General features: G+C 63.7%; 19 protein-coding genes. 11 read left to right on the top strand and 8 right to left on the bottom strand.

The window, feature by feature from the left end; all coding sequences use genetic code 11:
• Positions 1 to 267: 267 nt before the first annotated feature.
• Positions 268 to 2856 (top strand): MMPL family transporter, encoded by a 2589-nt coding sequence (locus MTX21_RS12030; RefSeq protein WP_280965021.1) that lies wholly within the window; start codon positions 268 to 270, stop codon positions 2854 to 2856.
• Here the strand turns inward: MTX21_RS12030 and MTX21_RS12025 are convergent.
• Positions 2824 to 3444 (bottom strand): DUF2147 domain-containing protein, encoded by a 621-nt coding sequence (locus MTX21_RS12025; protein ID WP_280965020.1) that lies wholly within the window; start codon positions 3442 to 3444, stop codon positions 2824 to 2826. The two genes, MTX21_RS12030 and MTX21_RS12025, sit on opposite strands and share 33 nt — an antisense overlap.
• Positions 3445 to 3585: 141 nt before the next feature.
• Between MTX21_RS12025 and hpnO the strand changes: the two genes are divergently transcribed.
• A complete protein-coding gene (gene hpnO / locus MTX21_RS12020) occupies positions 3586 to 4977 on the top strand; it encodes an aminobacteriohopanetriol synthase HpnO (protein ID WP_280965019.1) in 1392 nt (463 codons plus the stop codon).
• Between the two features lie 121 nt (positions 4978 to 5098).
• Positions 5099 to 5503: a GFA family protein gene (locus MTX21_RS12015; protein WP_280965018.1), complete on the top strand. Its 405-nt coding sequence runs from the start codon at positions 5099 to 5101 to the stop codon at positions 5501 to 5503.
• 23 nt (positions 5504 to 5526) lie between these two features.
• Here MTX21_RS12015 and MTX21_RS12010 read toward each other — a convergent pair whose 3' ends face one another.
• From MTX21_RS12010 to MTX21_RS11995, 4 genes are all read right to left on the bottom strand, one after another.
• On the bottom strand, positions 5527 to 6291 hold the full coding sequence (locus MTX21_RS12010; RefSeq protein ID WP_280965017.1) for an anti-sigma factor: 765 nt from the start codon (positions 6289 to 6291) through the stop codon (positions 5527 to 5529).
• Entirely contained in the window at positions 6288 to 6836 is a 549-nt protein-coding gene (locus MTX21_RS12005; RefSeq protein ID WP_280965016.1) for a sigma-70 family RNA polymerase sigma factor, read from the bottom strand. Before MTX21_RS12005 ends, MTX21_RS12010 begins: the two co-directional genes overlap by 4 nt.
• 151 nt (positions 6837 to 6987) lie before the next feature.
• Positions 6988 to 7311 carry a cupredoxin family copper-binding protein gene (locus MTX21_RS12000; protein ID WP_280965015.1) on the bottom strand — a complete coding sequence of 108 codons (324 nt, stop codon included), beginning with the start codon at positions 7309 to 7311 and terminating at the stop codon, positions 6988 to 6990.
• Positions 7312 to 7324: 13 nt separating this feature from the next.
• Positions 7325 to 8263 (bottom strand): metallophosphoesterase, encoded by a 939-nt coding sequence (locus MTX21_RS11995; RefSeq protein WP_280965014.1) that lies wholly within the window; start codon positions 8261 to 8263, stop codon positions 7325 to 7327.
• A 365-nt stretch (positions 8264 to 8628) separates the two neighbouring features.
• Here MTX21_RS11995 and MTX21_RS11990 point away from each other — a divergent pair, with 365 nt between their 5' ends.
• From MTX21_RS11990 to MTX21_RS11975, 4 genes are all read left to right on the top strand, one after another.
• On the top strand, positions 8629 to 8943 hold the full coding sequence (locus MTX21_RS11990) for a hypothetical protein (RefSeq protein WP_280965013.1): 315 nt from the start codon (positions 8629 to 8631) through the stop codon (positions 8941 to 8943).
• Positions 8944 to 9130: 187 nt separating this feature from the next.
• Positions 9131 to 10303 (top strand): efflux RND transporter periplasmic adaptor subunit, encoded by a 1173-nt coding sequence (locus tag MTX21_RS11985; protein ID WP_280965012.1) that lies wholly within the window; start codon positions 9131 to 9133, stop codon positions 10301 to 10303.
• Positions 10300 to 11019 (top strand): ABC transporter ATP-binding protein, encoded by a 720-nt coding sequence (locus MTX21_RS11980; RefSeq protein ID WP_280965011.1) that lies wholly within the window; start codon positions 10300 to 10302, stop codon positions 11017 to 11019. The genes MTX21_RS11985 and MTX21_RS11980 overlap by 4 nt, the downstream gene beginning before the upstream one ends.
• Positions 11019 to 12251, top strand: coding sequence for an ABC transporter permease (locus MTX21_RS11975; RefSeq protein ID WP_280965010.1), 1233 nt, complete (start codon positions 11019 to 11021; stop codon positions 12249 to 12251). The genes MTX21_RS11980 and MTX21_RS11975 overlap by 1 nt, the downstream gene beginning before the upstream one ends.
• A gap of 83 nt (positions 12252 to 12334) precedes the next feature.
• Here the strand turns inward: MTX21_RS11975 and MTX21_RS11970 are convergent, their stop codons facing one another.
• Positions 12335 to 13954 carry a GMC family oxidoreductase N-terminal domain-containing protein gene (locus tag MTX21_RS11970; RefSeq protein WP_280965009.1) on the bottom strand — a complete coding sequence of 540 codons (1620 nt, stop codon included), beginning with the start codon at positions 13952 to 13954 and terminating at the stop codon, positions 12335 to 12337.
• A 201-nt stretch (positions 13955 to 14155) separates the two neighbouring features.
• Between MTX21_RS11970 and MTX21_RS11965 the strand changes: the two genes are divergently transcribed.
• Positions 14156 to 15328 carry a M20 aminoacylase family protein gene (locus tag MTX21_RS11965; protein ID WP_280965008.1) on the top strand — a complete coding sequence of 391 codons (1173 nt, stop codon included), beginning with the start codon at positions 14156 to 14158 and terminating at the stop codon, positions 15326 to 15328.
• A gap of 77 nt (positions 15329 to 15405) precedes the next feature.
• On the opposite strand, the gene MTX21_RS11960 is transcribed toward MTX21_RS11965, so the two are convergent.
• On the bottom strand, positions 15406 to 17028 hold the full coding sequence (locus MTX21_RS11960) for an inorganic phosphate transporter (protein ID WP_280965007.1): 1623 nt from the start codon (positions 17026 to 17028) through the stop codon (positions 15406 to 15408).
• 107 nt (positions 17029 to 17135) lie between these two features.
• On the bottom strand, positions 17136 to 18533 hold the full coding sequence (locus tag MTX21_RS11955; RefSeq protein ID WP_280965006.1) for a UdgX family uracil-DNA binding protein: 1398 nt from the start codon (positions 18531 to 18533) through the stop codon (positions 17136 to 17138).
• 166 nt (positions 18534 to 18699) lie between these two features.
• On the opposite strand from MTX21_RS11955, the gene MTX21_RS11950 reads away from it, so the two are divergent.
• From MTX21_RS11950 to MTX21_RS11940, 3 genes are read left to right on the top strand one after another with little or no spacing between them, the layout of a single operon-like run.
• Positions 18700 to 19506 (top strand): DNA repair protein, encoded by an 807-nt coding sequence (locus MTX21_RS11950; protein WP_280965005.1) that lies wholly within the window; start codon positions 18700 to 18702, stop codon positions 19504 to 19506.
• Entirely contained in the window at positions 19403 to 20995 is a 1593-nt protein-coding gene (locus MTX21_RS11945) for a DNA polymerase Y family protein (RefSeq protein WP_280965004.1), read from the top strand. Before MTX21_RS11950 ends, MTX21_RS11945 begins: the two co-directional genes overlap by 104 nt.
• On the top strand, positions 20992 to 24477 hold the full coding sequence (locus tag MTX21_RS11940) for an error-prone DNA polymerase (RefSeq protein WP_280965003.1): 3486 nt from the start codon (positions 20992 to 20994) through the stop codon (positions 24475 to 24477). Before MTX21_RS11945 ends, MTX21_RS11940 begins: the two co-directional genes overlap by 4 nt.
• Positions 24478 to 24720 lie beyond the last annotated feature (243 nt).

The following is a 24720-nucleotide window of genomic DNA, read 5'->3' as shown; positions in this document are numbered from 1 at the left end:
GCGCCTCGAGTTCCATCTCCGATAGCCTTGACGGTATTATGGTAGGAACGATCAAAGACGAAGGGAGCGGCATTTGTCCTCACTCCATCGTCACTTTCCCGCCTCAACTCGCCGGCTATACCGACCGTCCCGCATGATTTTGCCATTGGTCTCCCGTCGTTTGCTTCGAACCTTCCTCCGACGAGAACCACTCAAAACAGCAATAGGTTTCGCCAGGGAACTCCGATAAACAGCGGGCGTTTCCGGTTAACACCAGAAAGAATAGATGTGCTGCAGAGCGTAGTCGTCGCCGTCGTCAGGGCCTGTACCCGGTTTGCTTCCCTCGTTGTCGTCCTCGGGCTCCTTTTGGCGGTCGCGGGGGGCTATTACGCTGCGCGTCATTTCGCCATCAACACCGACATCAATTCCCTTATCTCGCAAAATCTCGATTGGCGGCAGCGCGACCAGCAGTTCGACCGCGCCTTCGACCGCGACGCGACGATTTTGGCGGTCGTGGAGGCGAAGACGCCGGAGATGGCGACTGCCGCGGCGGACGCGCTCTATACCAAGCTCAAGGACGACAAGACCAACTTCCAGTCGATGCAGCAGCTCGGCTCCGGCGAGTTCTTCGAGAGAAACGGCTTTCTGTTCCTTCCGACCGAAGAGGTCGCCAAGGCCACCGGCCAGTTCGAATCCGCGGCCCCGCTGATCGAGATCATGGCGGGCGATCCCTCGATTCGCGGCCTGACCGGCGCGCTCGAGACCGGGCTTGCCGGCGTCAAGCGGGGGCAGGTGAAGCTCGACAGCACTGAGCGGCCGTTCAATATGATCGCGCAGACCGTCGAGACCGTGCTCAACAAGGGCAATGCGACCTTCTCCTGGCGTGAGCTCGTCAGCGACGAGCCGCTGTCGGATTCGGATAAGCGCGCCTTCATCGAGTTCAAGCCGATCCTCGACTACAACGCGCTGGAGCCGGGCAAGGGCGCGACCGACGCGATCCGGAAAGCGGCGGCGGACCTCGATTTTCCGGCCAAGTACCAGGCGCAGGTTCGGCTGACAGGTCCGGTCCCGATCGCCAACGAGGAATACGCCACCGTCCAGGAAGGCGCCGTCGTGAACGGTATCGGCACCGTTGTGGTCGTGCTGTTCATTCTCTGGCTTGCGCTGCATTCGGCGAAGATCATCTTCGCGGTGTTCGTCAACCTGTTCATTGGCCTCGCGGTGACCACCGCCGCCGGCCTGATGATGGTCGGTTCGCTCAATCTGCTGTCGATCGCGTTCGCCGTGCTGTTCGTGGGTCTCGGCGTCGATTTCGGTATCCAGTACAGCGTCCGTTACCGCTCGGAGCGCTTCAAGCACGGCGATCTCTCGGGCGCGCTGGTGCTGGCCGCAAAGCGCTCCGCGGTGCCGCTGTCGCTCGCGGCGATGGCGACCGCCGCCGGCTTCCTCTGCTTCATGCCGACCGACTATAAGGGCATCTCCGAGCTCGGCCAGATCGCCGGCGTCGGCATGCTGGTGGCGTTCCTTTCCAGCATCACGGTGCTGCCCGCGCTTCTGAAGCTTCTGAACCCGCCCGGCGAGAAGGAGCCGGTCGGCTATGCCTTCCTGGCGCCGCTCGATCACTTCCTGGAGAAGCACCGCGTGGTGATCGTGGGCGGCACGCTGCTGCTCGCGCTCGGCGGTCTGCCGCTGCTCTACTTCATGAAGTTCGACTTCAACCCGATGAACCTGCGCAACCCGAACGCCGAATCGATCGCGACCTTCCTCGACCTGCGCAAGGATCCGAACACCGGCGCCAACGCCATCAACGTGATGACCACGTCCGAGGAGCAGGCGAGGCAGGTCGAGGCCAGGCTGGAGAAGGTGCCCGAAGTGCTGCGGGTGATGTCGCTCGACAGCTTCGTGCCGCAGGACCAGCAACCGAAGCTGAAGCTGATCGCGCAGGGCGCCAAGGTGCTGAACCCCGCGCTCAATCCGGACCAGATCGATGCGGCGCCGTCGGACCAGGAGAACGTCGAGTCGCTGAAATCCTCGGTCGACAATTTGCGCAGGACGGCAGGCGATGCGAAGGGCCCGGGTGCGGTCGCCTCACGCCGGCTCGCGGACGCGCTCGAGAAGCTCGCCAATGCGGATGAAGCCACGCGCAACAAGGCGCAGGACGTCTTCGTCACGCCGATGAAGATCGTGTTCAATCAGCTCAGGAACGCGCTGCAGGCCGAACCCGTCACCCTGAAGTCGCTGCCTGCCGATCTCGTCAACGCCTGGAAGAGCAAGGACGGGATCATCCGTGTCGAGGCGCTGCCCAAGGGCGACCCCAACGACAACGACACCCTGCGCAAATTCGCGGCCGCCGTGCTCGCGGCCGAGCCGACCGCGATCGGCGGACCGGTCTCCATCCTCAAATCCGGCGATACCGTGGTGAAGGCGTTCATCCACGCCGGCATTTACGCGCTGCTAGTGATCGGCCTGTTGCTGTGGATCACGCTGCGCCGGTTCGTCGACGTGTTGATGACGCTGGTGCCGCTGCTGGTCGCCGGTGCCGTGACGCTCGAGATCTGCGTGCTGATCGGCCTGCCGCTCAACTTCGCCAATATCGTCGCGTTCCCGCTGCTGCTCGGCGTCGGCGTCGCCTTCAAGATCTACTATGTCGTCGCCTGGCGCTCCGGCAGAACGAATCTGCTGCAGACCAGTCTGACACGCGCGATCTTCTTCAGCGCGCTGACGACAGCGACCGCGTTCGGCAGCCTGTGGCTGTCGAGCCATCCCGGCACATCCAGCATGGGAAAGCTGCTGGCGCTGTCGCTGGTGACGACGCTTGCCGCCGTGCTGCTGTTCCAGCCAGCCCTAATGGGTAAACCCCGCAATCTCAGGGAGTAGGCAGATGTCGCCGACAGGGTCGGCGGCACTCTTCTGACCGGGCTTGGACGCGCCAGCGCTCTTTGCAGTTCCGGGCGCAGGCGCGGTCGCACCTGTCGTGGCTCCGGCTTTTGGCGCAGCGCCGGTCGACTTCGGCGCACCCTTGATCATGGCGGGGCTGGCGGGAATCGGCGGGCTGACCCGGGTCCAGGTCTCGCCGCCGCACAGGAAGCCCAGCACGCAGCCTTTGATCTCGAGCTGGTCGGTGCCGACGGGGGTGATGGTCGCGCTGTAGAGCTGGCCGTCCTTGGCGTTATAGACCTGACCTTCCCACTGCTCGGCGCCGGACTTTTTCTTCATGTCGATCAGGGTCGGCATGCCCAGCGTCGGCCTGTTCTTTTTTGAGACATCCGGGTTGTTTTCGTCGCGGCCGCCGGGCTGCTTTTCCCAGGAAACTGCGCCCCACATGCTGCCATTGCATTGCGCGACGCGGATGTTGGCGACGCCGTCGGCGACCCGCCAGTCGCCAGTGGGATCGGCCGCGCGCGCCGTGGTCAAACAGGTGAAACCGCCAGCCAGTAATATTCCGGTGTAAATGGCCAAACGCATGATATTCCCTCGGCAGTGCAACATGGTCTAAAGCTGTGCTTGCGAAGATGGTCCGAAAAAGGGCAAAAGGCCGCACAGACCGTAATCTGCTGCGGTCCGTTTTCTGTTGACGAAGCGACCCTCAACCGAAGTATGTAGCGGATGCACAGTCCAAATCCAGACATGTCCAAGCTGTTCGCGGACCGTCAGGCCCAGCGCAGCGCCCTGCATAATCGGTATCTGAACGAGCAGTTCGTTCGGGTTCTCAAGACCATCGGTTACGATGTCGGCTTCCAGAAAGGGCAGGGACAGTACCTCTACGATCGCGATGGCGCTCGCTATCTCGACCTTCTGTCCGGATTTGGCGTGTTCGCGATCGGGCGCAATCATCCGGTGATGCGCGAGGCGCTCAAGAGCGTGCTCGATGCCGATCTGCCCAACCTCGTCCAATTCGACGTCTCCACGCTCGCCGGCGTGCTCGCCGAACGGCTTTTGAAATACGTTCCCTATCTCGACAAGGCGTTCTTTGCCAATTCCGGCGCGGAATGCGTCGAGGCGGCGATCAAGTTCGCGCGCGGCGCTACAGGGCGGCCAGGCATCGTCTATTGCGCCCACGGCTATCACGGCCTGACCTATGGCGCGCTGTCGCTGACTGGCGATCCGAACTTCCGCAGCGGTTTCGAGCCGCTGCTGCCGGGCTGCACCCCTGTTCCGTTCAATGATCTTGCCGCACTCGAGAAGGCACTGTCGTCCCGCGAGGTCGCGGCCTTCATCGTCGAACCGATTCAGGGCAAGGGCGTGAACATGCCCGCGGACGAGTTCCTGCCGGGCGCCGCCGCGCTCTGCAAGAAGTATGGCACGTTGTTCGTCGCCGACGAGATCCAGACCGGCATGGGCCGCACCGGCCGCTTCCTCGCGGTCGAGCACTGGGACGTCGAGCCCGATATGGTGCTCCTGTCGAAATCGCTGTCGGGCGGCCACGTGCCGGTCGGCGCCGTGCTGACGCGCAAGAACATCTTCGACAAGATCTTCAACCAGATGGACCGTGCGGTCGTGCACGGCTCGACCTTCTCCAAGAATGACCTCGCCATGGCCGCCGGCATCGCCACGCTTGACGTGATGGAATCGGAGAAGCTGATCGAGGCGGCCGCCAAGCGCGGCGCCGAGCTGCGGCTGGCGCTGACGCGCATGGTGCCCGGCTACGAGCTGATGAAAGAGGTGCGCGGCAAGGGGCTGATGATCGGCATCGAGTTCGGCCCGCCGAAGTCGCTGCGCCTGCGGGCGTCCTGGAACGTGCTGGAGACCGCCAACAAAGGCCTGTTCTGCCAGCTCATCACCGTGCCGCTGTTCAAGGATCACAAGATTCTGACCCAGGTCGCCGGCCACGGCAGCCACACCATCAAGCTGCTGCCGCCGCTTACCATCACCGAAGAAGACTGTAACTGGATCGAGCGCGCCTTCGACGACGTCATCGCCGGCAGCCACAAGGTCCCCGGCGCGATCTGGTCGCTCGGCAAGACGCTGGTGGACAACGCGGTACGGCGCTCGGCGTAGGATCTAGGCCCGGTCGCCGCCTAGTGTCGCAACGTGCGACCTGCTGAAGCACTCAGCCGACGGAACCTTCAAAGCAGCACTTACTTTCCCTGCGTTGACCTGACCGGGAGAGGAGTGGGCGATGCGAGTGACTGGCGGCTGTCATTGCGGTGCGATCCGCTATGAGGTGAACGGCGACATGATGGTGCACGCGCTCTGCCATTGCGCGGACTGCCGTCGCCATTCCGGGGCGCCGATGGTCGGTTGGGCGATGTATCCGCTCGAGGCGGTCAAAGTGGTGCGCGGCCAGCCGAAGATCTATCAATCATCCGAGCATGGACGACGGCACTTCTGCGCCGATTGCGGTACGGGACTCTTCTACATCAACGAAAACATGATGCCCGGCGTCATCGACATACAGAGCGGCACCTATGATGACCCCGATGCCGTTCCAGCCATGATGCACATCCAGGTCGCCGAGCGGATTCGCTGGATGGAGCGGGCTCACGAACTGCCGATCTTCGAACGGTTTCCTCCGCTCGAATAACGGCGTGCGCAGGCGCCGCACAATTATCCTTCCACATTCGCCTTCATTGCCGCCTCGAACTTGTCGACGAATTCGGCGAGCTCGTCGGCGCCGATGTCGCTGACGGCCCAGAAGTTCAGGCCGCGATTGCCCCAGCGGCGGCAGTTGAAGCCCTGCATGGTCTCGGTCTTCGGCGCGCGATACTCGGTGTTGGAGGTCTGCGACACGAACAGGTTGATGATGTGCTGCCGGCGCCGGTAGACCACCGCGCCGATCGCGCGGGCGTCGATATAGTCGAGCCGGCCGCCGACGAGCGTGAAACCTTGCGCGGTGAGATCGATCACCGGCGGGGCGACGTCGAGCTTGCCGTTGAACCACGGCTTGACCGTGTGCTGGTCGGTCGAAATCACGTCGGTGAGGTGGCCGGCCTGAAGCGAGCGAAGATGCGCGGAAACGACTTCCGAGAGGATGCGCTGCTGATCGTCCTGGCGCAGCACCACGGCAACGACCCCGCTGGCGGCGAGCGCGGAAACCGCCGAGCCCATCGCGAAGCCGCGCAGTACAGAGCGTCGGCTGGGTTGGCGTTGCGGTTTCGGCAGCGACGCCTCGATGCGCGCGCGCAAGCTCTCGGGCGCGGTGTAGCGCAGGTTGGCGTCGGCGAGCACGCGCTTCATTTCGCGTTGTGCCGCCAGTTCGGCGGCGCAAGCCGGGCAGCCTGCGATATGCGCCTCGATCTCGCGCACATGGCCGGCATCGAGCTCGTTGTCGAGCAGCGCGTGAAGCAGGACTTTTGCTTCGTCGCAGGTCATCTCGAATGCTCCTCTTCCGCCACCCAGGCTGCGCGCAGCATGGCGCGGGCTCGCGCGAGGCGGGACATGACGGTGCCGACGGGCGCACCGACGGCCTCGGCGATTTCGCGATAGGACAGGTTGTTGATCTCCCGCAGCACGAATGTTTCCTTGAACGGTTCGGCGAGCGCATCGATCAGCCTGCGGATGGCGCCGGCATCGCGGCTGCGCAGCACTTCGGTCTCCGGGCTCGTTTCGGTTTCTTGCCACATCGGCGTTTGCTCGGCGGCCCCGGGCGTATCCTCGATCGCGGCATGCGAATGCGCGCGCCGTGCATATTCGGCGTTGCAGACGTTGCGCAGGATGGCGAACAGCCAGGGCTTCATCGCCGGTCCGCGATAGCTGTCAAAGTGCTTCAGCGCACGCAGATAGCACTCCTGCACCGCATCCTCGGCGTCGGAGGCATCGCGCAGCAGATAGCGCGCGAGGGTGTAGACGTCGTCGAGATAGGGCAGCGCCGCCTCGCGGAAGCGCTGCGCCTTCTGAAAATCGTCGGTAACGGGCATCGCCTCTCGCTTTGCCTCTTGTCTTGCTTGTTGCTTCGGTTCGCGCTTCGTCTCTTGCTTCGTTTCTTCCCTGGGCCTGACGGTAGACGCGTGAGCCCGGCCGGCGTGGGACCACCGGCCGGGCAGGACGGAGATGCCGTGGTTCGAGATGTTACTCAACCTTGATCATCGCCGTCATGTGCGGGTGCAACGAACAAAAATATTTGTAGTCGCCCGCATTCGTGAAGGTGAACGAGAATTTGTCGTCGGTGTCCAAGGTCTTGGACCTGAACTTTCCGGCCGATACGACGGTGTGGGGGATGTCGTCGCGGTTGGTCCAGGTCACTGTCGTGCCGACTTTGATCTTCAGCTCGGCCGGTTGAAAGACGAAATTGTCGATATGCACCTCCATGTCGTCGGCACGGGCGGTTGTGGCAGGCAGCAGGATGGCCGCGGCCACGGCGACACCGAAGTCGCGGCGGTTAAGCGTCTTCATGACCTTGTTTCCGTCAGCTCTGCAGCGGAGTGTCGATGATGGCGAGGCGCTGATCGCCCTGCTTGAAGTTGATGCTGGCGACGCCGAGCATGGAACGCAGCCTGGCGTCCTCGACCTTCATCGGTCCGGGCGAGGAGGCGGCGCCCGGCGCCGGTTGCGGGAAGGCGGTCGACCGTGCGGTGTGGAAGGTGACGTTGCCCTCGACCTTCTGCATCACCTGGTGGATGTGGCCATTGAGCACGGTGACGGAGCCGAAGCCCTTGACGTATTCCAGCGCGCGGCCGCCATCCTCGGTGCCCCAGCCCCATTCCGGATAGACGGTCCAGAGCGGGATATGGGCGAACAGCACGATCGGCGTCGATTTCGATTTGCCGCGCAGATCGTCCTGGAGCCAGGCGAGCTGCTCGGCGCCGAGATTGCCGAGTCCGCCGGCCTTGAGGTCGACGACGTTGACGAGGCCGATGAAGTGCACGCCGCCGGCATCGAAGGAGTACCAGCCTTGGCCCTTGGTGCCGCGGCCGTAGCGTTCGCGATAGAACTTCACCTCCTCGTCGAGGAAGTCATGCTCGCCGGGTACGTAGTGCACATCGAGCTTGGTTTGCGAGATGATTCGCTCGGCATTGTCGAACTCGGCGGCCTTGGACAAGTGGGTGATGTCGCCGGTGTGGATCATGAAGGACGGCTTGTCCGGCATCGCGTTGATCTTGTTGACGGCTTCCTCCAGCGTACCAAGCGCGTTGGGATTGGCCGGCTTGTCGAAGCCGATATGGCTGTCGCTGATCTGCAAGAAGGTCATGCCGGGGTTGGTCGCGGCCTCTGCGGAATCGATGATGCCGAGCGAGCGCGGCACGCCGCCGGTGATGGTCCAGAGCACTCCGGTGCCGGCCCAGGTCATGCATTCCAGCACCTTGCGGCGGCTGACGCCGTCTTCCCCATGGTCGTGTCCGCTCATCGCGCATCTCCTCTCGCCCTGAATTGGGCTTCGGGGAGGTGATCGGGGGAGGAGCGGGTTTATTCCCCGGTGGGATGACGATTTCGTGAGGAATGTTTCGTGCCCGGACGCGGTGTGACACCGAGCGGGGGCCGGAAAGAATCATCACCGAGCAATGCTCCGCGATCCCTGTGGTTGATGCCGTCGTCCCTTCAACGATCCGCGATTCTGACCTGTGTGTCAGAAACCAACCCATTCGTCATGGAGACATTGAGCTTCATTGCGGGAAAATTAGGAACTGCCCGAGATCGACTGCATTCAAGCGTTGCCGAGGCGTAGCTAGCGATTGGTGGTCTTGGCATCCGCAAATCACAGAGGAGTCAACGATGAGGAAACTTGCGATCCTTGCGGCAGGCGCATCACTGCTTGCAGGAGCCTGCCCGAGCTATGCAGCAGACCATCTATTCACCGCCGTGGCTGCGGGCGGACTGTCAACCACCACGAGTCAACCATTCCTGAACGGCATGAATAATCCGGGGCGGCCGGGCGACGAAGTCCCAGGTCAAGGCAGCGTGTTTCAGGGCGAGGACCATACCGTCCCGGCAACGGACACGACGACCGGGGTGAAGATGCTCAAGACACCTCCGCCGGCGCTGGCCGGGACAAAGACCGTGCCCACGGGCAGCCCTTCGGTGCCCTAATCCAGCCGACTGCGATCACTTCGCATCGCGCCATAAGCGGCGCGTTCACTCTCAGTTCACCTGGTCTGATCGCGCCGCCTGCGGAATTCCCAGGGCGACAACGTTCAGCGCGGAGCGCCACAAAAGCCAATGCAGGGAGATTATCATTCGCACGGATAATCAACTGACGTCGCCCCGAAGCCTTCTGATGCGCGCAGCCTTGGGAGGCTGTGTGGTTGCAGTTGCCTATCCGTTGTGGGCTCCGGACAGCTCGCTCCCTGCTGCCGGCGGCGACCATGATGATCTGCGCTATGTCAGCATTGCCCGCGACAACATCATTCAGAACGTCACCGCTGCCGGAACGCTCGAAGCCGTTGATACCGTCGAGGTCAGCTCGCAGCTTTCGGGGCAGGTCGGCAAGCTGATGGCAGACCACAATTCCATCGTTCGGGCCGGCGAGCCCCTTGCTGCACTCGACAGCGCCACTTTCGAAGTCTCGGTCAAGGAAGCAGAAGCCGCGCTCACCGTCGCGCTCGCGCAACATGAGGAGGCCAAGGCGGCCGTCGATGGTGCGCAGGCGCACTACGATGACGCCTTGCGCGATCTTCAGGTCAAGAGCTCACTCAGCAAGAACGGCAGCGTTTCCCAACGCGACGCCGAGCGAGCGCAGACGACGGCTCGCTCTCTCGCCGCGGAATTATCCGCGGCGCAGGCGCGCGAGCAGGTGCGCGCGGCCGGTGTGATGGTTGCGCGTGCCTCGCTCGAACGGGCTCGACTTGATCTCGAACGAAGCACCGTCAAGTCGCCGATCGATGGAATAGTCATCCGGCGCAGCGTCGAGCTTGGCCAGACAGTGGCTGCAAGCCTCCAGGCCCCGACTCTCTTCACCATTGCACGGGATCTGTCGGACATGCGTGTCAATGCGTCCGTCAGCGAAGCCGACATTGGCGCGGTGCGAACTGGCCAGCGCGCACTGTTCAGCGTCGATTCCTATCCGGGCCGGACATTCGAGGGCCGCGTACTCGAGATCCGAAAGGCAGCGCGGATGGTGCAAAACGTGGTGACCTACACCGTGATGATTTCAGCCCCCAATCCAGAAGATTTGCTGCTTCCCGGGATGACGGCTGATGTTCGCATCGTGGTTCAGGAGCAACACGATGTGATGGTTGTTCCAAATGCCGCACTCAGCTTTCGGCCGGTGCGCGAGGGCACAACCGACCGCGCTCCCGGACAGGGGGTGATCTGGGTCCGTACCAAGTCCGGCCATCTGGACCACGCCACGGTTTCACTGGGCGCCACCAGCGACTCCCTGACCCAGATCGTCTCGCCGGACGTCCAAATAGGCCAGCGGGTCGCCATTGGTTACCGTAGCAAGCCATGACATCGCTCGTCGCCCTGGAGCATATCCGCAAGCAACACCGGCTCGGCAGCCAAAGCGTTCACGCGCTGTCGGACATAACCATGCAAATCGATCCGGGCGAGTTCGTTGCCGTCGTGGGCCCGTCGGGGTCAGGAAAATCCACCTTGCTTTCGATCATAGGCTGCCTCGATCGACCCTCGTCCGGAAGCTACTTTCTTCACGGTCACGATGTACTTGTGCAGTCAAGGAGCCGCTTGAGCGAGCTGCGAAACCGGCGCTTCGGCTTTGTGTTTCAGAACTTCAATCTGTTGCCGCGCCTGACCGCACTTGAGAATGTGGGGTTGCCGTTATTCTATCGGCGTGACGGGTTGCGCAATCCGATCGCAAGGGCGCGCGCTGCGCTCGATCGGGTCGGTCTCGGCAGCAGGATGCAGCACCTGCCTAGCCAGCTCTCGGGCGGTGAGCAGCAGCGTGTCGCCGTTGCGCGTGCGATTGTCAACGAACCCGACCTCCTCTTGGCCGACGAGCCGACCGGGGCACTCGATACGAGCACACGCGACACCATCCTCTCGATACTCGCCGAACTCCGGCGTGACGGCCTCACGGTCATGCTTGTAACCCACGACGCCGAGGTCGCAGGGCGCGCGCAGCGCACGATCAGGCTCCGGGACGGCGCGGTTGTCGACGACTCGAAATCCCCCGGCGCCTCCTCAACTTTGACCGTCGCGGGGTTCTGATGCGATCGCTCGGCTACGTCTATCTGGCGTTTCAGTCGATACGCGCGCACATGTTGCGCTCTGTTCTCGCCGTAACGGGCATTGTCATCGGCATTGCCGCCGTGCTGATCGTGGTCGCCGTGGCGGAGGGGGCGCGTGCCGAGATTTCGAGACAGATCAATTCCCTTGGATCGAATCTATTGCTGGTGCAGCCAGGTGCGCAAAACGCGCAAGGCGTGCGACTGCAGGCGGGCACGGTCCTGTCACTCACGACGACCGATGCGCTCGCGGTTGCTCGCGAGGTGCCCGACGTCGTCATTGCCGCGCCATTCGTCGGCGGGCAAGAGACGGTCATCGCGAGAGACTTGAACTGGTCGACCCTCGTTGCAGGCGTGACGCCGGAGTTTTTTGATGCCCGTGACTGGCGGATAGGGGAGGGGCAACTATTCAATCAGGATCAGGTTGCATCAGTCGCAAAGGTCGCGGTGATCGGACATACCATTGCCCGCGAACTGTTCCGCGGAAGTGACCCGCTCGGCCGTTTCGTCCGCATCGACCGCACGTCTTATGTCGTGATCGGAGTGCTTGCCGAGAAGGGGCAGGACTTCACCGGCCGCGACCAGGACGACGTCATCTTCATTCCTTTGTCGTCCGCAAGAATCTTCGCCACCGGACGGAGTCAGGCCAATCCGGATGCCGTGCATACAATTCTGGTGAAGACCGATTCCGCCCAGTCAATGACAACGATGGGAGGTGCGATTGCCCGCGTCCTGCGGCAGCGTCACAGGATCATGGGGCACAAGGCCGACGATTTCCGAATTCAGAATCTCATTCAGGTCGCCCAGACGCGTGACCGAGCCTATCGCCAGTTCACGTTGCTGGTGTCCACGCTTGCAGGAATCTCGCTGCTGGTCGGCGGCATCGGAGTGATGAACATCATGCTGGTATCCGTGGCCGAACGGATCAATGAAATAGGCATTCGACTGGCATTTGGTGCCCGACCGCAGGACATCCGTCGACAGTTCCTGTTGGAAGCGGTGCTCCTGTGCACGATCGGCGGTTTGTTGGGACTCATCGTTGGCTACGCAAGCGCGCGCGTCGTCCCCTCTGCGCTCGGGTGGCCCGTCGAGTTCAACGATGCGATGGCACTGATCGCGATCGCCTGCTCCAGCCTCGTCGGGACCGTCTTCGGTCTGCTGCCCGCTGAGCGGGCCGCGCGTTTGGATCCGGCCGTCGTATTGAGATCTGCATAGGAAGCCGGAGGGAGCGCAGCGAAACCGGAATTAAGCGTGCGACGGGTCCCCGGATTGCGCTGCGCTCCATCCGGGCTACGTCTCTACTTCGCGTCCTCCAAAATCATCGTCGCACCCTTCTCGGCTATCATCGCGGTCGGCGTGTTGGTGTTGCCCGAGGTGATGGTCGGCATGATCGAGGCATCGACGACGCGCAGATTGCCGAGACCGTGGAAGCGCAGGCGCTCGTCGACGACGGCCATGGGATCGTTGGCAGTGCCCATCTTCGCGGTACCGACGGGATGGAAGATGGTGGTGCCGATGTCGCCGGCGGCCTTGGCGAGCGAGGCATCGTCGTCGCCGACGGAGGGGCCGGGCAGGTACTCGCTCGGGCGATATTTGGCGAGCGCCTTCTGCTGCATCAGGCGGCGCGTGGTGCGAATCGCGTCGGCGGCGACCTGGCGGTCGTCGTCGGTCGAAAGATAATTCGGTGCGATCATCGGCTTCTCGTCTGGCGTCGCCGAGCGCAGGCGCACGGTGCCGCGCGAGGTCGGCTGCAGGTTGCAGGCGCTGACCGTGATCGCGGGGAAGCGGTGCAGGGGATCGCCGAACTTGTCGAGCGACAGCGGCTGCACGTGGAACTGGATGTTGGCGCGTGCGCGCGTCGCATCGGAGCGGGTGAAGATGCCAAGCTGCGATGGCGCCATGGTCAGTGGACCGCGGCGGCGGAAGGCGTAGTCGAGCCCCATCAGCCCGCGGCGGAATAGATTGTAATAGGTCTCGTTCAGGGTGCGCACGCCCTCGACCTTGTAGATCGCGCGCTGCTGGAGGTGGTCCTGCAAGTTGCGGCCGACACCGGGCTGGTCCATCACCACATCGATGCCGAGCGGCGAGAGCCAGTCGGCAGGGCCGATGCCGGAGCGATGCAGCACCTGGACCGAGCCGATCGCACCGGCGGAGAGGATCACCTCGCGCTTGGCGCGCGCCTCGATGATCTCGCCGTTCTGGATGAAGCGCACACCGACCGCGCGGCCCTGCTCGATGATCAGGCGATCGACCAGCACATGCTTCTCGAGCCGCAGGTTGGGACGGTTCAATGCGGGCTTGAGGAAGCCGCGGGCCGACGACCAGCGCCGGCCGCGTTTCTGGTTGACGTGGAAATAGCTCGTGCCTTCGTTGTCGCCGGTGTTGAAATCCGGAATGCGCTTGATGCCCATCTCCTCGGCCGCGTCGCCAACGGCATCGAGGACTACCCATGACAGCCGCGGCGCCTCGATGCGCCAGCCACCGCCGACACCGTGATGCTCGCTCGCGCCGAGAAAGTGGTCCTCCAGCCGCTTGAACAGCGGCAAGACGTCGTCGTAGCCCCAGCCGGTCATGCCGTGCTGGCGCCAATGATCGTAGTCGGCAGCCTGACCGCGCATCGAGATCATGGCGTTGATTGCCGAGCAGCCGCCGATGACCTTGCCGCGCGGATAGGCCAGCAAACGGCCATTGAGGCCCGGCTCGGCCTCGGTCTTGAACATCCAGTCCGAGCGCGGATTGCCGATTGCGAAGAGATAGCCGACCGGGATGTGGAACCAGATCCAGTTGTCGTCGCCGCCGGCCTCCAGGATCAGCACGCGGTTTCCGGGGGCGGCCGAGAGCCGGTTGGCGACGATGCAGCCCGCCGTGCCGGCCCCGACGACAATGTAGTCAAACTCACCTTCGAGCCGTCTTGGCATTCTGCTTCTACCCAAACAGGCGTCATGCCGGGGCTTGTCCCGGGCATCCACGCGCCTTCCGTCCTAATAATCGGACGAAGCCGACCGGGACAAGCCCGGCCATGCCGGGCGGGCAGGGCCACCCGGCCCGCGGCAGTTGGGTGGAGCGGCGCTTGCATGGTAGACAGTCCTGTATTCCCAATTAAGAGCTTGAGATCCTCCATGCCCATCGTGAACCGTGTCGCCGACCTCCAGCCGGATATCCAGGCCTGGAGGCGGGACATCCACCAGCACCCCGAACTGCTGTATGACGTCCACCGCACTGCCGCATTCGTCGCGGACCGGCTGCGCGAGTTCGGCTGCGATGAGGTCGTGACCGGCCTCGGTCAGACCGGCGTGGTCGGTGTGATCAAGGGCAAGAGGCCGGCCGGCGAGGGGCTCAAGGCGATCGGCCTGCGCGCCGACATGGACGCCCTGCCTGTCGAGGAGCAGACCGACCTGCCTTACGCCTCCAAGAACCCCGGCAAGATGCATGCCTGCGGCCATGACGGCCACACCGCGATGCTGCTCGGTGCGGCGCGCTACCTCGCCGAGACCCGGAACTTCGCCGGCGATGCGGTGGTGATCTTCCAGCCGGCCGAGGAGGGCGGCGCCGGCGGTGCGGCCATGGTCAAGGACGGGCTGATGGAGCGGTTCGGCATCGACCAGGTCTACGGCATGCATAATGGCCCTGGTATTCCGATCGGCTCGTTCGCGATCCGGCCGGGCCCGATCATGGCGGCGACCGACGAGGTCGACATCAAGATCGAGGGCCTCGGCGGCCATGCCGCGCGCCCGCACAAATGCGTTGATTCCGTTCTGGTCGGCGCGCAACTCATCACGGCATTGCAGTCGATCGTCGCGCGCAGCGTCGATCCCCTGGAATCGGCCGTGATCTCGATCTGCGAATTCCACGCCGGCAACGCCCGCAACGTCATTCCGCAGACCGCGGAGCTGCGGGGCACCATCCGCACGCTCACCCCGGAGGTGCGCAAGCTCGTCGAGAAGCGCGTGCACGAAGTGGTGGCGGGCGTGACGCAGATCACGGGCGCCAAGATCGACCTGCACTACAAGCGCAACTATCCCGTGGTGAACAATCACGTCGCGCAGACCGAGGTGGCGACGCGTATCGCGAAGCAGGTGGCGGGCGAAGCCAACGTTCTCGAGATGCCGCCGCTGATGGGCGGCGAGGATTTTGCCTATATGCTGGAAGCGCGTCCCGGCGCCTTCATCTTCTGCGGCAATGGCGACAGCGCGGGCCTGCATCACCCCGCCTACAATTTCAACGACGAGGCGATCGTCTACGGCACGTCCTACTGGATCAAGCTGGTCGAGGAGTCGCTGCCGGCGTCGTGATCTTTTGACGACGAGTGCATCGGAAAAGGGCCCGTGCATCAACACGGGCCCTTTTGCTTTCGAGTTTATCTGATCGCTCAGAACATGCGCGAGAAGACGTAGTACAGCACGCCCGAGATGATCATCGCGGCCGGCAGGGTCAGTACCCAGGCCATGGCGATGTTGCGGATCGTGGCCCATTGCAGGCCCGAGCCGTTGGCGGCCATGGTGCCGGCGATGCCGGACGACAGCACGTGGGTGGTCGAGACCGGCAGGCCGTAAACGTCGGCAGCGGCGATGGTGGCAGCCGCCGTGATCTCGGCGCAGGCGCCTTGCGCATAGGTAAGGTGTGTCTTGCCGATCTTCTCGCCGACTGTGACCACGATGCGCTTCCAGCCGACCATGGTGCCGAGGCCGAGCGCGATGGCGACCGCGATCTTCACCCAGCCGGGGATGAACTTCGTGGCGCTGTCGAGCGAGCCCTTGTAGGCATTAAGCACAGCGACATCGTCGGCGCTAAGCTCGGCTTCCTTGTCCTTCATCAGGAAGCGCAGCGCTTCCGAGGCGAGGTACATGTCGTTGCGGGTGTTGCCGACGGCTTCCGCCGGCACTTTGGCGAGCGAGCCGTAGGTGGTGACCTGCTTTGCGATATCGCGAACCAGCACGGCGAGCGAGGGGAACGTGCCGCCGTTGATCTCGTGCGCGGCCACGTAGTTGGTCACCGCGGGCCGCGGGTTGCCGATCACGTTGTAGCCGGCAGCCTTGGATTCGATCACCTTGCTCGCTGCTTCCGAGTTCTTGCTGAACTGCTCGATCTGGTTCGCCGGCAGCGCGCGGTTGAGCGCGTAGGCGGTCGGCACGGTGCCGATCAGGATCAGCATGATCAAGCCCATGCCCTTCTGGCCGTCGTTGGAGCCATGGAAGAAGCTCACCAGCGTGCAGGTGAGGATCAAGATGCCACGGATCCACCACGGCGGCGGCTGGTCGCCCTTCGGCTCGCCGAACAAAGCGGGCGTGGCGCGCAGCAGCACGGTACGGAGGATCAGGAGAAGGCCGGCGGCGAGCGCGAAGCCGAACAGCGGCGACAGCAGCAGTGCCTTGCCGATGTTGGTAGCCTGCGTCCAGTCGACGCCCGAGGTGCCACTGCGGCCATGCAGGACCGCGTTCATGATGCCCACGCCCATGATCGAGCCGATCAGTGTGTGCGAGCTCGAGGCCGGCAGGCCGAAATACCAGGTCCCGGCGTTCCAGATGATGGCCGCGATCAGAAGCGCGAACACCATGGCGAAGCCGGCGCTGGAGCCGACCTGGAGGATCAGCTCGACCGGCAGCAGCGACACGATGCCGAATGCGACCGCGCCGGACGAGAGCAGCACGCCGAACAGGTTGAACATGCCGGACCACACGACGGCGACGTGGGCGGGCAGCGAGCGCGTGTAGATCACGGTCGCGACCGCGTTGGCGGTGTCGTGGAAGCCGTTGACGAACTCAAAGCCGAGCGCGATCAGAAGCGCGACGAAGAGCAGGAGGAAGGGCGCGATGGTCTTGACCTGCGTGCCGGTCGCATCAACGTCGACCCAAATGCTGTAGGCGACGAAGAGCAGTGCAGCGGCGATCACCCCCATGTAGATCACGCCGGTGAGGGGATGGAATCCGCGGTCAAGGTCGGGTCCCCTCCGCAAGGCTGGCTCGATGGAGCCGGGCAAAGCAACGTCACTCATTTCAAATTCTCCTGTCACAAGGCCGCGATTTTGCGCGCGGCATGTGACAGGCAGTTGAAATGACGGTGCTTCACTACCGAATCTGTTGCGATGCGGCGTGCGCTACGTCACGCTGCCCTTGCTGATTTTTCCCGGAAGCCGGCCGCGAGCCTGAGATCGCCGACGAAGCGGCGATACTCCTGTTCCTTGGCTTCGGGGTCAGGCAGCCGTAGCAGATAGGACGGATGCACCGTCACCAGCGCCTTGCGCCCATCAGGCAGCTCGATCAGCCGACCGCGGTTTTTGCCGATCGGGGTGATCTTGCCGAACACGCTCTGTGCGGCGGTCGCTCCCATCGCGACGACGAGACTGGGCTGAAGGGCTGCCAGTTCCCGCTCGTACCATTGCCGGCAGGCGCGGATCTCCGGCGTGTTCGGCTTCTGGTGCAGGCGGATTTTTCCGCGGGGCACGAATTTGAAATGTTTGACCGCGTTGGTGACATAGACCTTCTTGCGGTCGACGCCGGCCTCTTCCAGCGCGCGGTCGAGTATCTGGCCGGCAGGTCCGACGAAGGGATGGCCGGCGAGGTCTTCCTTGTCGCCGGGCTGCTCGCCGACCAGCATGATGGTGGCACTCTTTGGACCTTCGCCGAATACAGTCTGCGTCGCATCCTTGTAGAGATGGCAGGCGCGGCAATGGGCGGCTTCGTCGCGCAGCGTTTCGAGATCGTCAGCGGCGGATTTGCGTTTCATGGATGGCTCCGAGGGCGGGGTGATCCTTCCGCCGGTCCAGCGTTCGGCATCAGAGAGCAGAGGTTCAAGTATCGAAGCTTCCGACAAGTTCCTGCGGCGCTTCTTCGGCGCCTCCGGTGCGATCGGTTGGTCCGATCGGAAGTGACGGCGCCAGGTTTCCTCCAGCCGGTTTGGGGCGGGCATCTCCGTCTGGCTGATCCCTGGCGTGAACGAGATCGCGTGGCCGTCCCAGTGGGCGCAAATGTCGGGCGTGAGGATCGACCAGGGCATGTCGGCATAGCGGCGCGCAAAGAAGGGGGCTGCGAATTCGACGATGTGATGCTCCGGCACGAACCAAGCGGCGAAGTGCGTCTTGTGCTCGCGTCCGATCTCGCGGAACCGGACGACGTCGCGCATCCGCTGTACGTCGCGATGCACGCTGCCAGCCATCGCTGTTGCTATCGCGACATCGGGATCTGTCCTGGTCTCGAGCAGGTCGTGATCGCTCCGCAATCGCCACAGCAGGCGATAGAGCAGCGCAAAGCGCTCACTGTTGTGATGCAGGATCGCGACGCGTGCGAGCTCGATGAAATTGGCCGGCACGCTGAAGGTGCTGTCGGTTTCGATCGGTGGAAGGCCTGGCGCTTCGCACAGGCCGGGTGGCATCTCGTCTTTCGTGCGGCCCTGTACGCTCCACGTCACCTCAGCCGGCGCGACATGATGCAGTGCGAGCGCGCGAGCGGTTTTGCGCCAGCCGTCGAAATCGGTCTCGCTGTCGAGGGTGATGAGGTACATGGCACTTGAATCCTCTTGATTCCGCTCATGAATTTGCTGGCGCGCCAATTCGATTGACTCCAGGGGCGCCGTTAGCTTTATATTAGAACATATCATGAACAAATGAGCCAGCCGTTGGTTTTCTTTTTGAGAGCCACGGCCACCCATCAGCTAAGGAGCGGCGAGCATGAGCGGCGCACGTAGAAGCGCGCTTGCGACCTTGCGCGGCCAGATCGAACGCATCGAGACGGCAGTGGCCGCGCATCATCGCGATTGCGTGGCGCTGGGCCACAGCGAGGCCGATAGCGCCTTGCAGGGCGGACTCGCCCGCGCGGCAATCCACGAGGTGTTTTGCGAGGGGCGCCAGGGCACGGCCGCGACGGGTTTCGTCACCGGGCTTGCGGGCCGCGTGACCGCGCGCCGGCCGCTGTTGTGGGTGCGGCAGGATTTTTCGGACATGGAGGCGGGCGCGCTGTCGATGAGCGGGCTCGCCGAGCTCGGCCTCGATCCGCGTCGCGTAGTGATAGTGCGCGCCGCCGATGTCGAGACCGCATTGCGCATGTCAGCCGACGCGCTCGCCTGCGATGCGCTCGGCGCCGTCGTGCTCGAGCTCTGGGGCGAGACGCGACAGTTCGATCTCGTGGCGAGCCGCAAGCTGACGCTCACTGCAAAAGCCTCGGGCGTGACCGGGTTCTTGCTGCGGATGGCGGCGCAGCCACTGCCCTCGACCGCGGAGACGCGATGGATGCTGCGCGCGGCGCCTTCGCCGCCGGGGCCGGCTTCAATGCCTGCGGCGCCTTGGAGTGCCTGGGGCGCGCCGCGCTTCGATGCCGAGCTCTTGCGCAATCGTCATGGCCCGTGTGGCCGGTGGATCATGGAATGGAAATGTGATGAGTGCCTGTTCAGTGAACCGTCGGCGTATTCTCAGCCTGTGGCTGCCGCGCCTGCCCATCGACCGGATCAAGCGGTTCTTCGGCAACGTCGGGCTGGATAAAAACAATGAGCCCAGCATCGTCGTTGCCAAGGACAATAACGCGCTGGTGATCCACGCGCTCGATGAGGCCGCCGAGCGCCTCGGCCTGCACATCGGCCTGCCCTTGGCGAATGCGCGGGCGATGTGTCCGGACCTGAAAGTGTTCGACGCGGATATCGCGGCCGATGCAAAGACGCTCAGCGATATCGCCGACTGGTGCGACCGCTTCACGCCGCTGGTGGCGCTCGATCCGCCGCATGGGCTGTTCCTGGACATCACCGGCTGCGCGCATTTGTTCGGCGGCGAGGCTGCACTGCTGCAGACGCTGGTCCGTGCGCTCGCGCGGCAGGGCTTTGCCGTCAGCGCGGCGATCGCCGGCACCTCGGTCTGCGCGCGCACGCTGACGCGGCAGGCATCTGGTACCATCGTCGCCGATGGCGGAGAGGCGGAGGCGGTCAGTCGGCTTCCGGTGTCTGCGCTTGGTGCGGTTGATGCCATCACCGTCGGTCTGCGCCGCGCGGGACTGAAGACCATCGGCGATGTCGCCTCGCGCGAGCCGCACGAGATCACCGCGCGGTTCGGCGCCCGGTTCTCCATGCTGCTCGCGCATGCGGTGGGACAGGGCGATGCGCCGATCAGTCCGCGCAAGCCGCTCCCCGATTACATCGTGGAGAAACGTTTTGCCGAGCCGATCGCGACCGACACCATGATCGCGATGACGCTGTCGCGGCTCGCAGACACGCTCGTGGCCTCCATGGAGAAGCAGGGCAAGGGCGCGCGGCGGCTAGAGGCCGCCTTCTTCCGCACCGACGGTGTGGTGCGCACGATCATGGTCGAGACCGGGCGGCCGGTGACGCGAGGCGCCATCATCGATCGGCTGTTTCGCGAGCGGCTCGATGCGCTCGCCGATCCCCTCGATCCCGGTTTCGGCTTCGACATGGTGCGGCTGTCGGCGAGCCGCACCGAGATCGTGGTGCAGGAGCAGCGCGATCTCGACGCCCATGTTCACGACAATGACGAGCTCGCCGCGCTGATCGACCGCATCGCCGCGCGCATCGGGGGAAAACGCGTCGTCGTGCACCTGCCGCAAGACACCCATATCCCCGAGCGCGCGGTGCTGGCTGCGCCCGCGCAGCACCATCTCGCCGCGGCCATGCAGGCCGAATGGCCGGCGCGCATCGAGAGCGAGCCGCCGCTGCGTCCGCTCAGGCTGTTCGACAAGCCGGAGCCGATCAAGGTGCCGTTCGCAACCGTGCCCGACGGCGCGCCACATCAATTCACCTGGCGGCGCGCGTTGCATGCGGTGGTGCGGGTGGAAGGGCCCGAGCGCATCGCCATGGAATGGTGGCGGCAGGACGGCAAGCAGCTCACGCGGGACTATTTTCGCGTGGAAGATGCCGAAGGCCTGCGCTTCTGGATCTTTCGCGACGGTCTCTACGACAGCGAGCTCATGGACGAGGAGGGTAAGCCCGTTCCCGCCAACTGGTATGTGCACGGGCTCTTCGCATGAACACGTCAGCCTATGCCGAGATCGGCATCACCACCAATTTCTCCTTCCTGCGCGGCGGCTCGGATCCGCGCGCCTATGTGCATCAGGCCAGCATCTTAGGTATTCCCGTGATCGGCCTTGCCGATCACAACACGCTCGCCGGTGTGGTGCGGGCCTATAAGGAGCTCGACAATGCCGAGGTGCTGCACAAGCCGAAACTCCTGATCGGTGCGCGTATCGTCTTCATCGATGGTACGCCGGACATCCTGGTCTATCCGCGTGACCGCGCGGCCTATGGCCGGCTGTGCCAGCTCCTCACCAGGGGTAAGCGCGGCGATGAGGTCACGCGGATCGAGAAAGGCGAGTGCCATCTCTTCTTCGATGATCTTCTGGAATATGCCGAAGGCCAGCTCCTGGTCCTGGCACTGCCGCATCGCTTCGAGCCGGGACAAGCGCTGGACGTTCTCGCCAAGCTCAAGGCGAGCCGCGCCGAAGACGTGTGGCTGGCGGCGAGCCTGCTCTATCGCGGCGACGACCGGCGACGCCTCGCGCGGCTCGATGATCTCGCAGCGAAAGCCAACGTGCCGCTGCTCGCGACCAACGAGGTGCTCTATCACCATCCCGCGCGCCGTCCCCTGCAGGACGTGCTGACCTGCATCCGGGAAAAGACCACGATCGAGGCGGTCGGGAGGAAGCTGGAGGCCAATGCCGAGCGGTTTCTGAAGACGCCCAGAGAAATGGCACGGCTGTTCCGCGACTTCCCCGATGCTCTCGCAGAGACCATGCGCTTTGCGAACAAAATCGACTTCTCGCTCGACCAGCTCAAATACCAGTATCCGGACGAACCGGTGCCGCCGGGCAAGACCGCGCAAGGGCATCTGGAGGACCTGACCTGGGCGGGCGTGCAGAAATATTTCGGTGGCAACATTGATGACAAGCTGCGCGCCACGCTGAAGAAAGAGCTCGCACTGATCGCCGAGCTGAAATACGCGCATTATTTCCTCACCGTGCACGACATCGTGCACTACGCGCGCAGCCAGAACATTTTATGCCAAGGGCGCGGCTCGGCGGCGAATTCGGCCGTGTGCTACGTGCTCGGAATCACCTCGGTCGACCCGACCAAGGTTGATCTCTTGTTCGAGCGCTTCATCTCCAAGGAGCGGCTGGAGCCGCCGGACATCGACGTCGATTTCGAACATTCGCGGCGTGAGGAGGTGATGCAATATGTCTATCGCCGCTATGGTCGCCACCGCGCCGCGATCATCGCCACCGTCATCCATTATCGTCCGCGCAGCGCCATTCGCGACGTCGGCAAGGCGCTGGGTCTGACCGAGGACGTCACCGCCGCGCTTGCCGACACCGTCTGGGGAAGCTGGGGCAAGGGCCTCAACGATATGCAGGTCAAGCAGGCCGGTCTCGATCCCAACAATCCCATGATCAGCCTCGCGGTCGAGCTTGCGACCGAGCTGATCGAATTCCCGCGCCATCTCTCCCAGCATGTCGGCGGCTATGTACTGACGCAAGACCGGCTCGACACCTATGTGCCGATCGGCAATGCCGCGATGGACGACCGCACCTTCATCGAATGGGACAAGGACGACGTCGATGCGCTCAACATGATGAAGGTCGATGTGCTGGCGCTGGGCATGCTGACCTGCATCCGCAAATGCTTTGACCTGATCGACAAGCACAAGGGCGAGCGCTGGGTTCTGGCGAGCGTCCCGCAGGACGATAAAAATGTCTACGACATGCTATGTCGTGGAGAATCTCTCGGCGTATTCCAGGTCGAAAGCCGCGCGCAGATGAACATGCTGCCGCGTCTGAAGCCGCGCGAATTCTACGATCTCGTCATCGAAGTCGCGATCGTGCGCCCGGGGCCGATTCAGGGCGACATGGTGCATCCTTACTTGCGGCGGCGGAACGGTCAGGAGAAGGTGACCTATCCTTCCCCATCGCCCGAGCATGGTCCCGCGGACGAACTTTACAAGGTGCTGCACAAGACGAAGGGCGTCCCCTTGTTCCAGGAGCAGGCGATGCGCATCGCAATCGAGGCAGCGAAATTCACGTCCGAGGAAGCCAACGGCTTGCGCCGTTCGATGGCGACCTTCCGCAATGTCGGCACCATCGGCAAATACGAGGATAAGCTGATCGGCAACATGGTCGCGCGCGGCTACGATCCCGACTTTGCCAGGAGTTGTTTTGACCAGATCAAGGGTTTTGGCTCCTACGGCTTCCCGGAAAGCCATGCCGCAAGCTTCGCGCAGCTCGTCTACATTTCCTCCTGGCTGAAGCATTATCACCCCGACGCATTCTGCTGCGGCTTGTTGAACTCGCAGCCGATGGGCTTCTATGCGCCGGCACAGATCGTCGGTGACGCCCGCAAGAACGGCGTCGAGGTACGTGACATCGACGTCTCCTACAGCTTCGCGCAGAACACGCTGGAGAACACGGACGACAAATACTGCGCCGTGCGCCTGGGCTTCCGCCAGATCGATGGGTTTCATTGGCTGGATGAAGATGAGGAGAGGCTGAAGCATTCTCAGATGTCATTCCGGGGCGCGCCACTTGGCGCGAGCCCGGAATCCATCGAGCAGCATATTCCTGGCGGAATGGATTCCGGGTTCGTCGCTGACGCGACGCCCCCATTGCGCACTTGCGCAATGTGGAATGACAATGTAGAGCGGGCGATAGACTGGGCCGACCGCATCGTCGCCGCCCGCAACCGCCGTCCCTTCACTTCGCTCGAAGACTTCGCCCGCGACACCGGCCTCCCCAAGCGCGCGCTGATCCTGCTCGCCGATGCCGATGCGTTCCGCTCGCTCGGGCTCGACCGTCGCGAGGCGCTGTGGCAGGTGCGGCGCCTGCCTGACGATGTGCCGCTGCCGTTGTTCGAGGCGGCTACCGCGCGCGAGCAGGCGGACGAAGGCGCAAGACCGCTGCCGGTGATGCCGCGCGCCGAGCAGGTGGTTGCGGACTACCAGACCATCCGCCTGTCGCTGAAGGGCCACCCGATGGAATTTTTGCGCGAGATGTTCACGCGCGAGCGCGTAGTGGCCTGCAAGGACGTCAGTCATGAGAACGAGCGGCGCCGCGTCCGCTGCGCCGGTGTGGTGCTGGTCCGGCAGCGGCCGGGCAGTGCCAGCGGCGTCGTCTTCATGACGCTGGAGGACGAAACCGGCATCGCCAATGTCGTGGTGTGGCCCAAGATCATGGAGCGATACCGGAAGGAGGTGATGGGTGCGCGCCTCATCCTGGTCGAGGGTTATATCCAGAGCAGCCCCGAAAAGGTGACGCATCTCATCGCGCAGCGCATGATCGACCGCTCGCGCGATCTGATCGGGCTTGCGAATGACGTGTTAAGCCGCAAGCATCCGGTGCCGGCCGGCGCCGCCCTGATCGAGCCCCTCAACGACGACCGCCGCGATCACGCCGATAGCCCGGCGCAAAAAATCCGTCACCCCCGCGACGTCCGCATCCTGCCGCCGTCGCGGGATTTTCATTGAGGCTGTCACGCAGAATGTTGCCACACCGTCATTGCGAGCGCAGCGAGCAATCCAGAATCTTTCCGTGGAGATAGTCTGGATTGCTTCGCTGCGCTCGCAATGACGAGATTGTTGAGGCGATTGCGGGCCACATTCTCAGTCGTCATACCCCGCGAAAGCGGGGTATCCAGTACGCCGCGGTATCTCTGCGAAGCTACAGCCGCCTCTGGAATACTGGATCGTCCGATCAAGTCGGACGATGAC

The organism is Bradyrhizobium sp. ISRA430 (assembly GCF_029909975.1).
Taxonomy (GTDB): Bacteria; Pseudomonadota; Alphaproteobacteria; order Rhizobiales; family Xanthobacteraceae; genus Bradyrhizobium.
Note: the sequence above shows the minus strand (reverse complement) of the source record. Positions and strands in the feature narration are given on the sequence as shown.

Bases quoted from the DNA above. Each gene is read 5' to 3' on its own strand.
- MTX21_RS11970 (WP_280965009.1), bottom strand. From the start codon at position 13,954: ATGCCAAGACGGCTCGAAGGTGAGTTTGACTACATTGTCGTCGGGGCC.
- MTX21_RS11950 (WP_280965005.1), top strand. From the start codon at position 18,700: ATGAGCGGCGCACGTAGAAGCGCGCTTGCGACCTTGCGCGGCCAGATC.
- MTX21_RS12000 (WP_280965015.1), bottom strand. From the start codon at position 7,311: ATGAAGACGCTTAACCGCCGCGACTTCGGTGTCGCCGTGGCCGCGGCC.
- MTX21_RS11975 (WP_280965010.1), top strand. From the start codon at position 11,019: ATGCGATCGCTCGGCTACGTCTATCTGGCGTTTCAGTCGATACGCGCG.
- MTX21_RS11940 (WP_280965003.1), top strand. From the start codon at position 20,992: ATGAACACGTCAGCCTATGCCGAGATCGGCATCACCACCAATTTCTCC.
- MTX21_RS11985 (WP_280965012.1), top strand. From the start codon at position 9,131: ATGCGCGCAGCCTTGGGAGGCTGTGTGGTTGCAGTTGCCTATCCGTTG.
- hpnO (WP_280965019.1), top strand. From the start codon at position 3,586: ATGCACAGTCCAAATCCAGACATGTCCAAGCTGTTCGCGGACCGTCAG.
- MTX21_RS11960 (WP_280965007.1), bottom strand. From the start codon at position 17,028: ATGAGTGACGTTGCTTTGCCCGGCTCCATCGAGCCAGCCTTGCGGAGG.
- MTX21_RS11965 (WP_280965008.1), top strand. From the start codon at position 14,156: ATGCCCATCGTGAACCGTGTCGCCGACCTCCAGCCGGATATCCAGGCC.
- MTX21_RS12015 (WP_280965018.1), top strand. From the start codon at position 5,099: ATGCGAGTGACTGGCGGCTGTCATTGCGGTGCGATCCGCTATGAGGTG.
- MTX21_RS11955 (WP_280965006.1), bottom strand. From the start codon at position 18,533: ATGTACCTCATCACCCTCGACAGCGAGACCGATTTCGACGGCTGGCGC.
- MTX21_RS11980 (WP_280965011.1), top strand. From the start codon at position 10,300: ATGACATCGCTCGTCGCCCTGGAGCATATCCGCAAGCAACACCGGCTC.
- MTX21_RS12010 (WP_280965017.1), bottom strand. From the start codon at position 6,291: ATGACCTGCGACGAAGCAAAAGTCCTGCTTCACGCGCTGCTCGACAAC.
- MTX21_RS11990 (WP_280965013.1), top strand. From the start codon at position 8,629: ATGAGGAAACTTGCGATCCTTGCGGCAGGCGCATCACTGCTTGCAGGA.
- MTX21_RS11945 (WP_280965004.1), top strand. From the start codon at position 19,403: ATGAGTGCCTGTTCAGTGAACCGTCGGCGTATTCTCAGCCTGTGGCTG.
- MTX21_RS12025 (WP_280965020.1), bottom strand. From the start codon at position 3,444: ATGCGTTTGGCCATTTACACCGGAATATTACTGGCTGGCGGTTTCACC.
- MTX21_RS11995 (WP_280965014.1), bottom strand. From the start codon at position 8,263: ATGAGCGGACACGACCATGGGGAAGACGGCGTCAGCCGCCGCAAGGTG.
- MTX21_RS12005 (WP_280965016.1), bottom strand. From the start codon at position 6,836: ATGCCCGTTACCGACGATTTTCAGAAGGCGCAGCGCTTCCGCGAGGCG.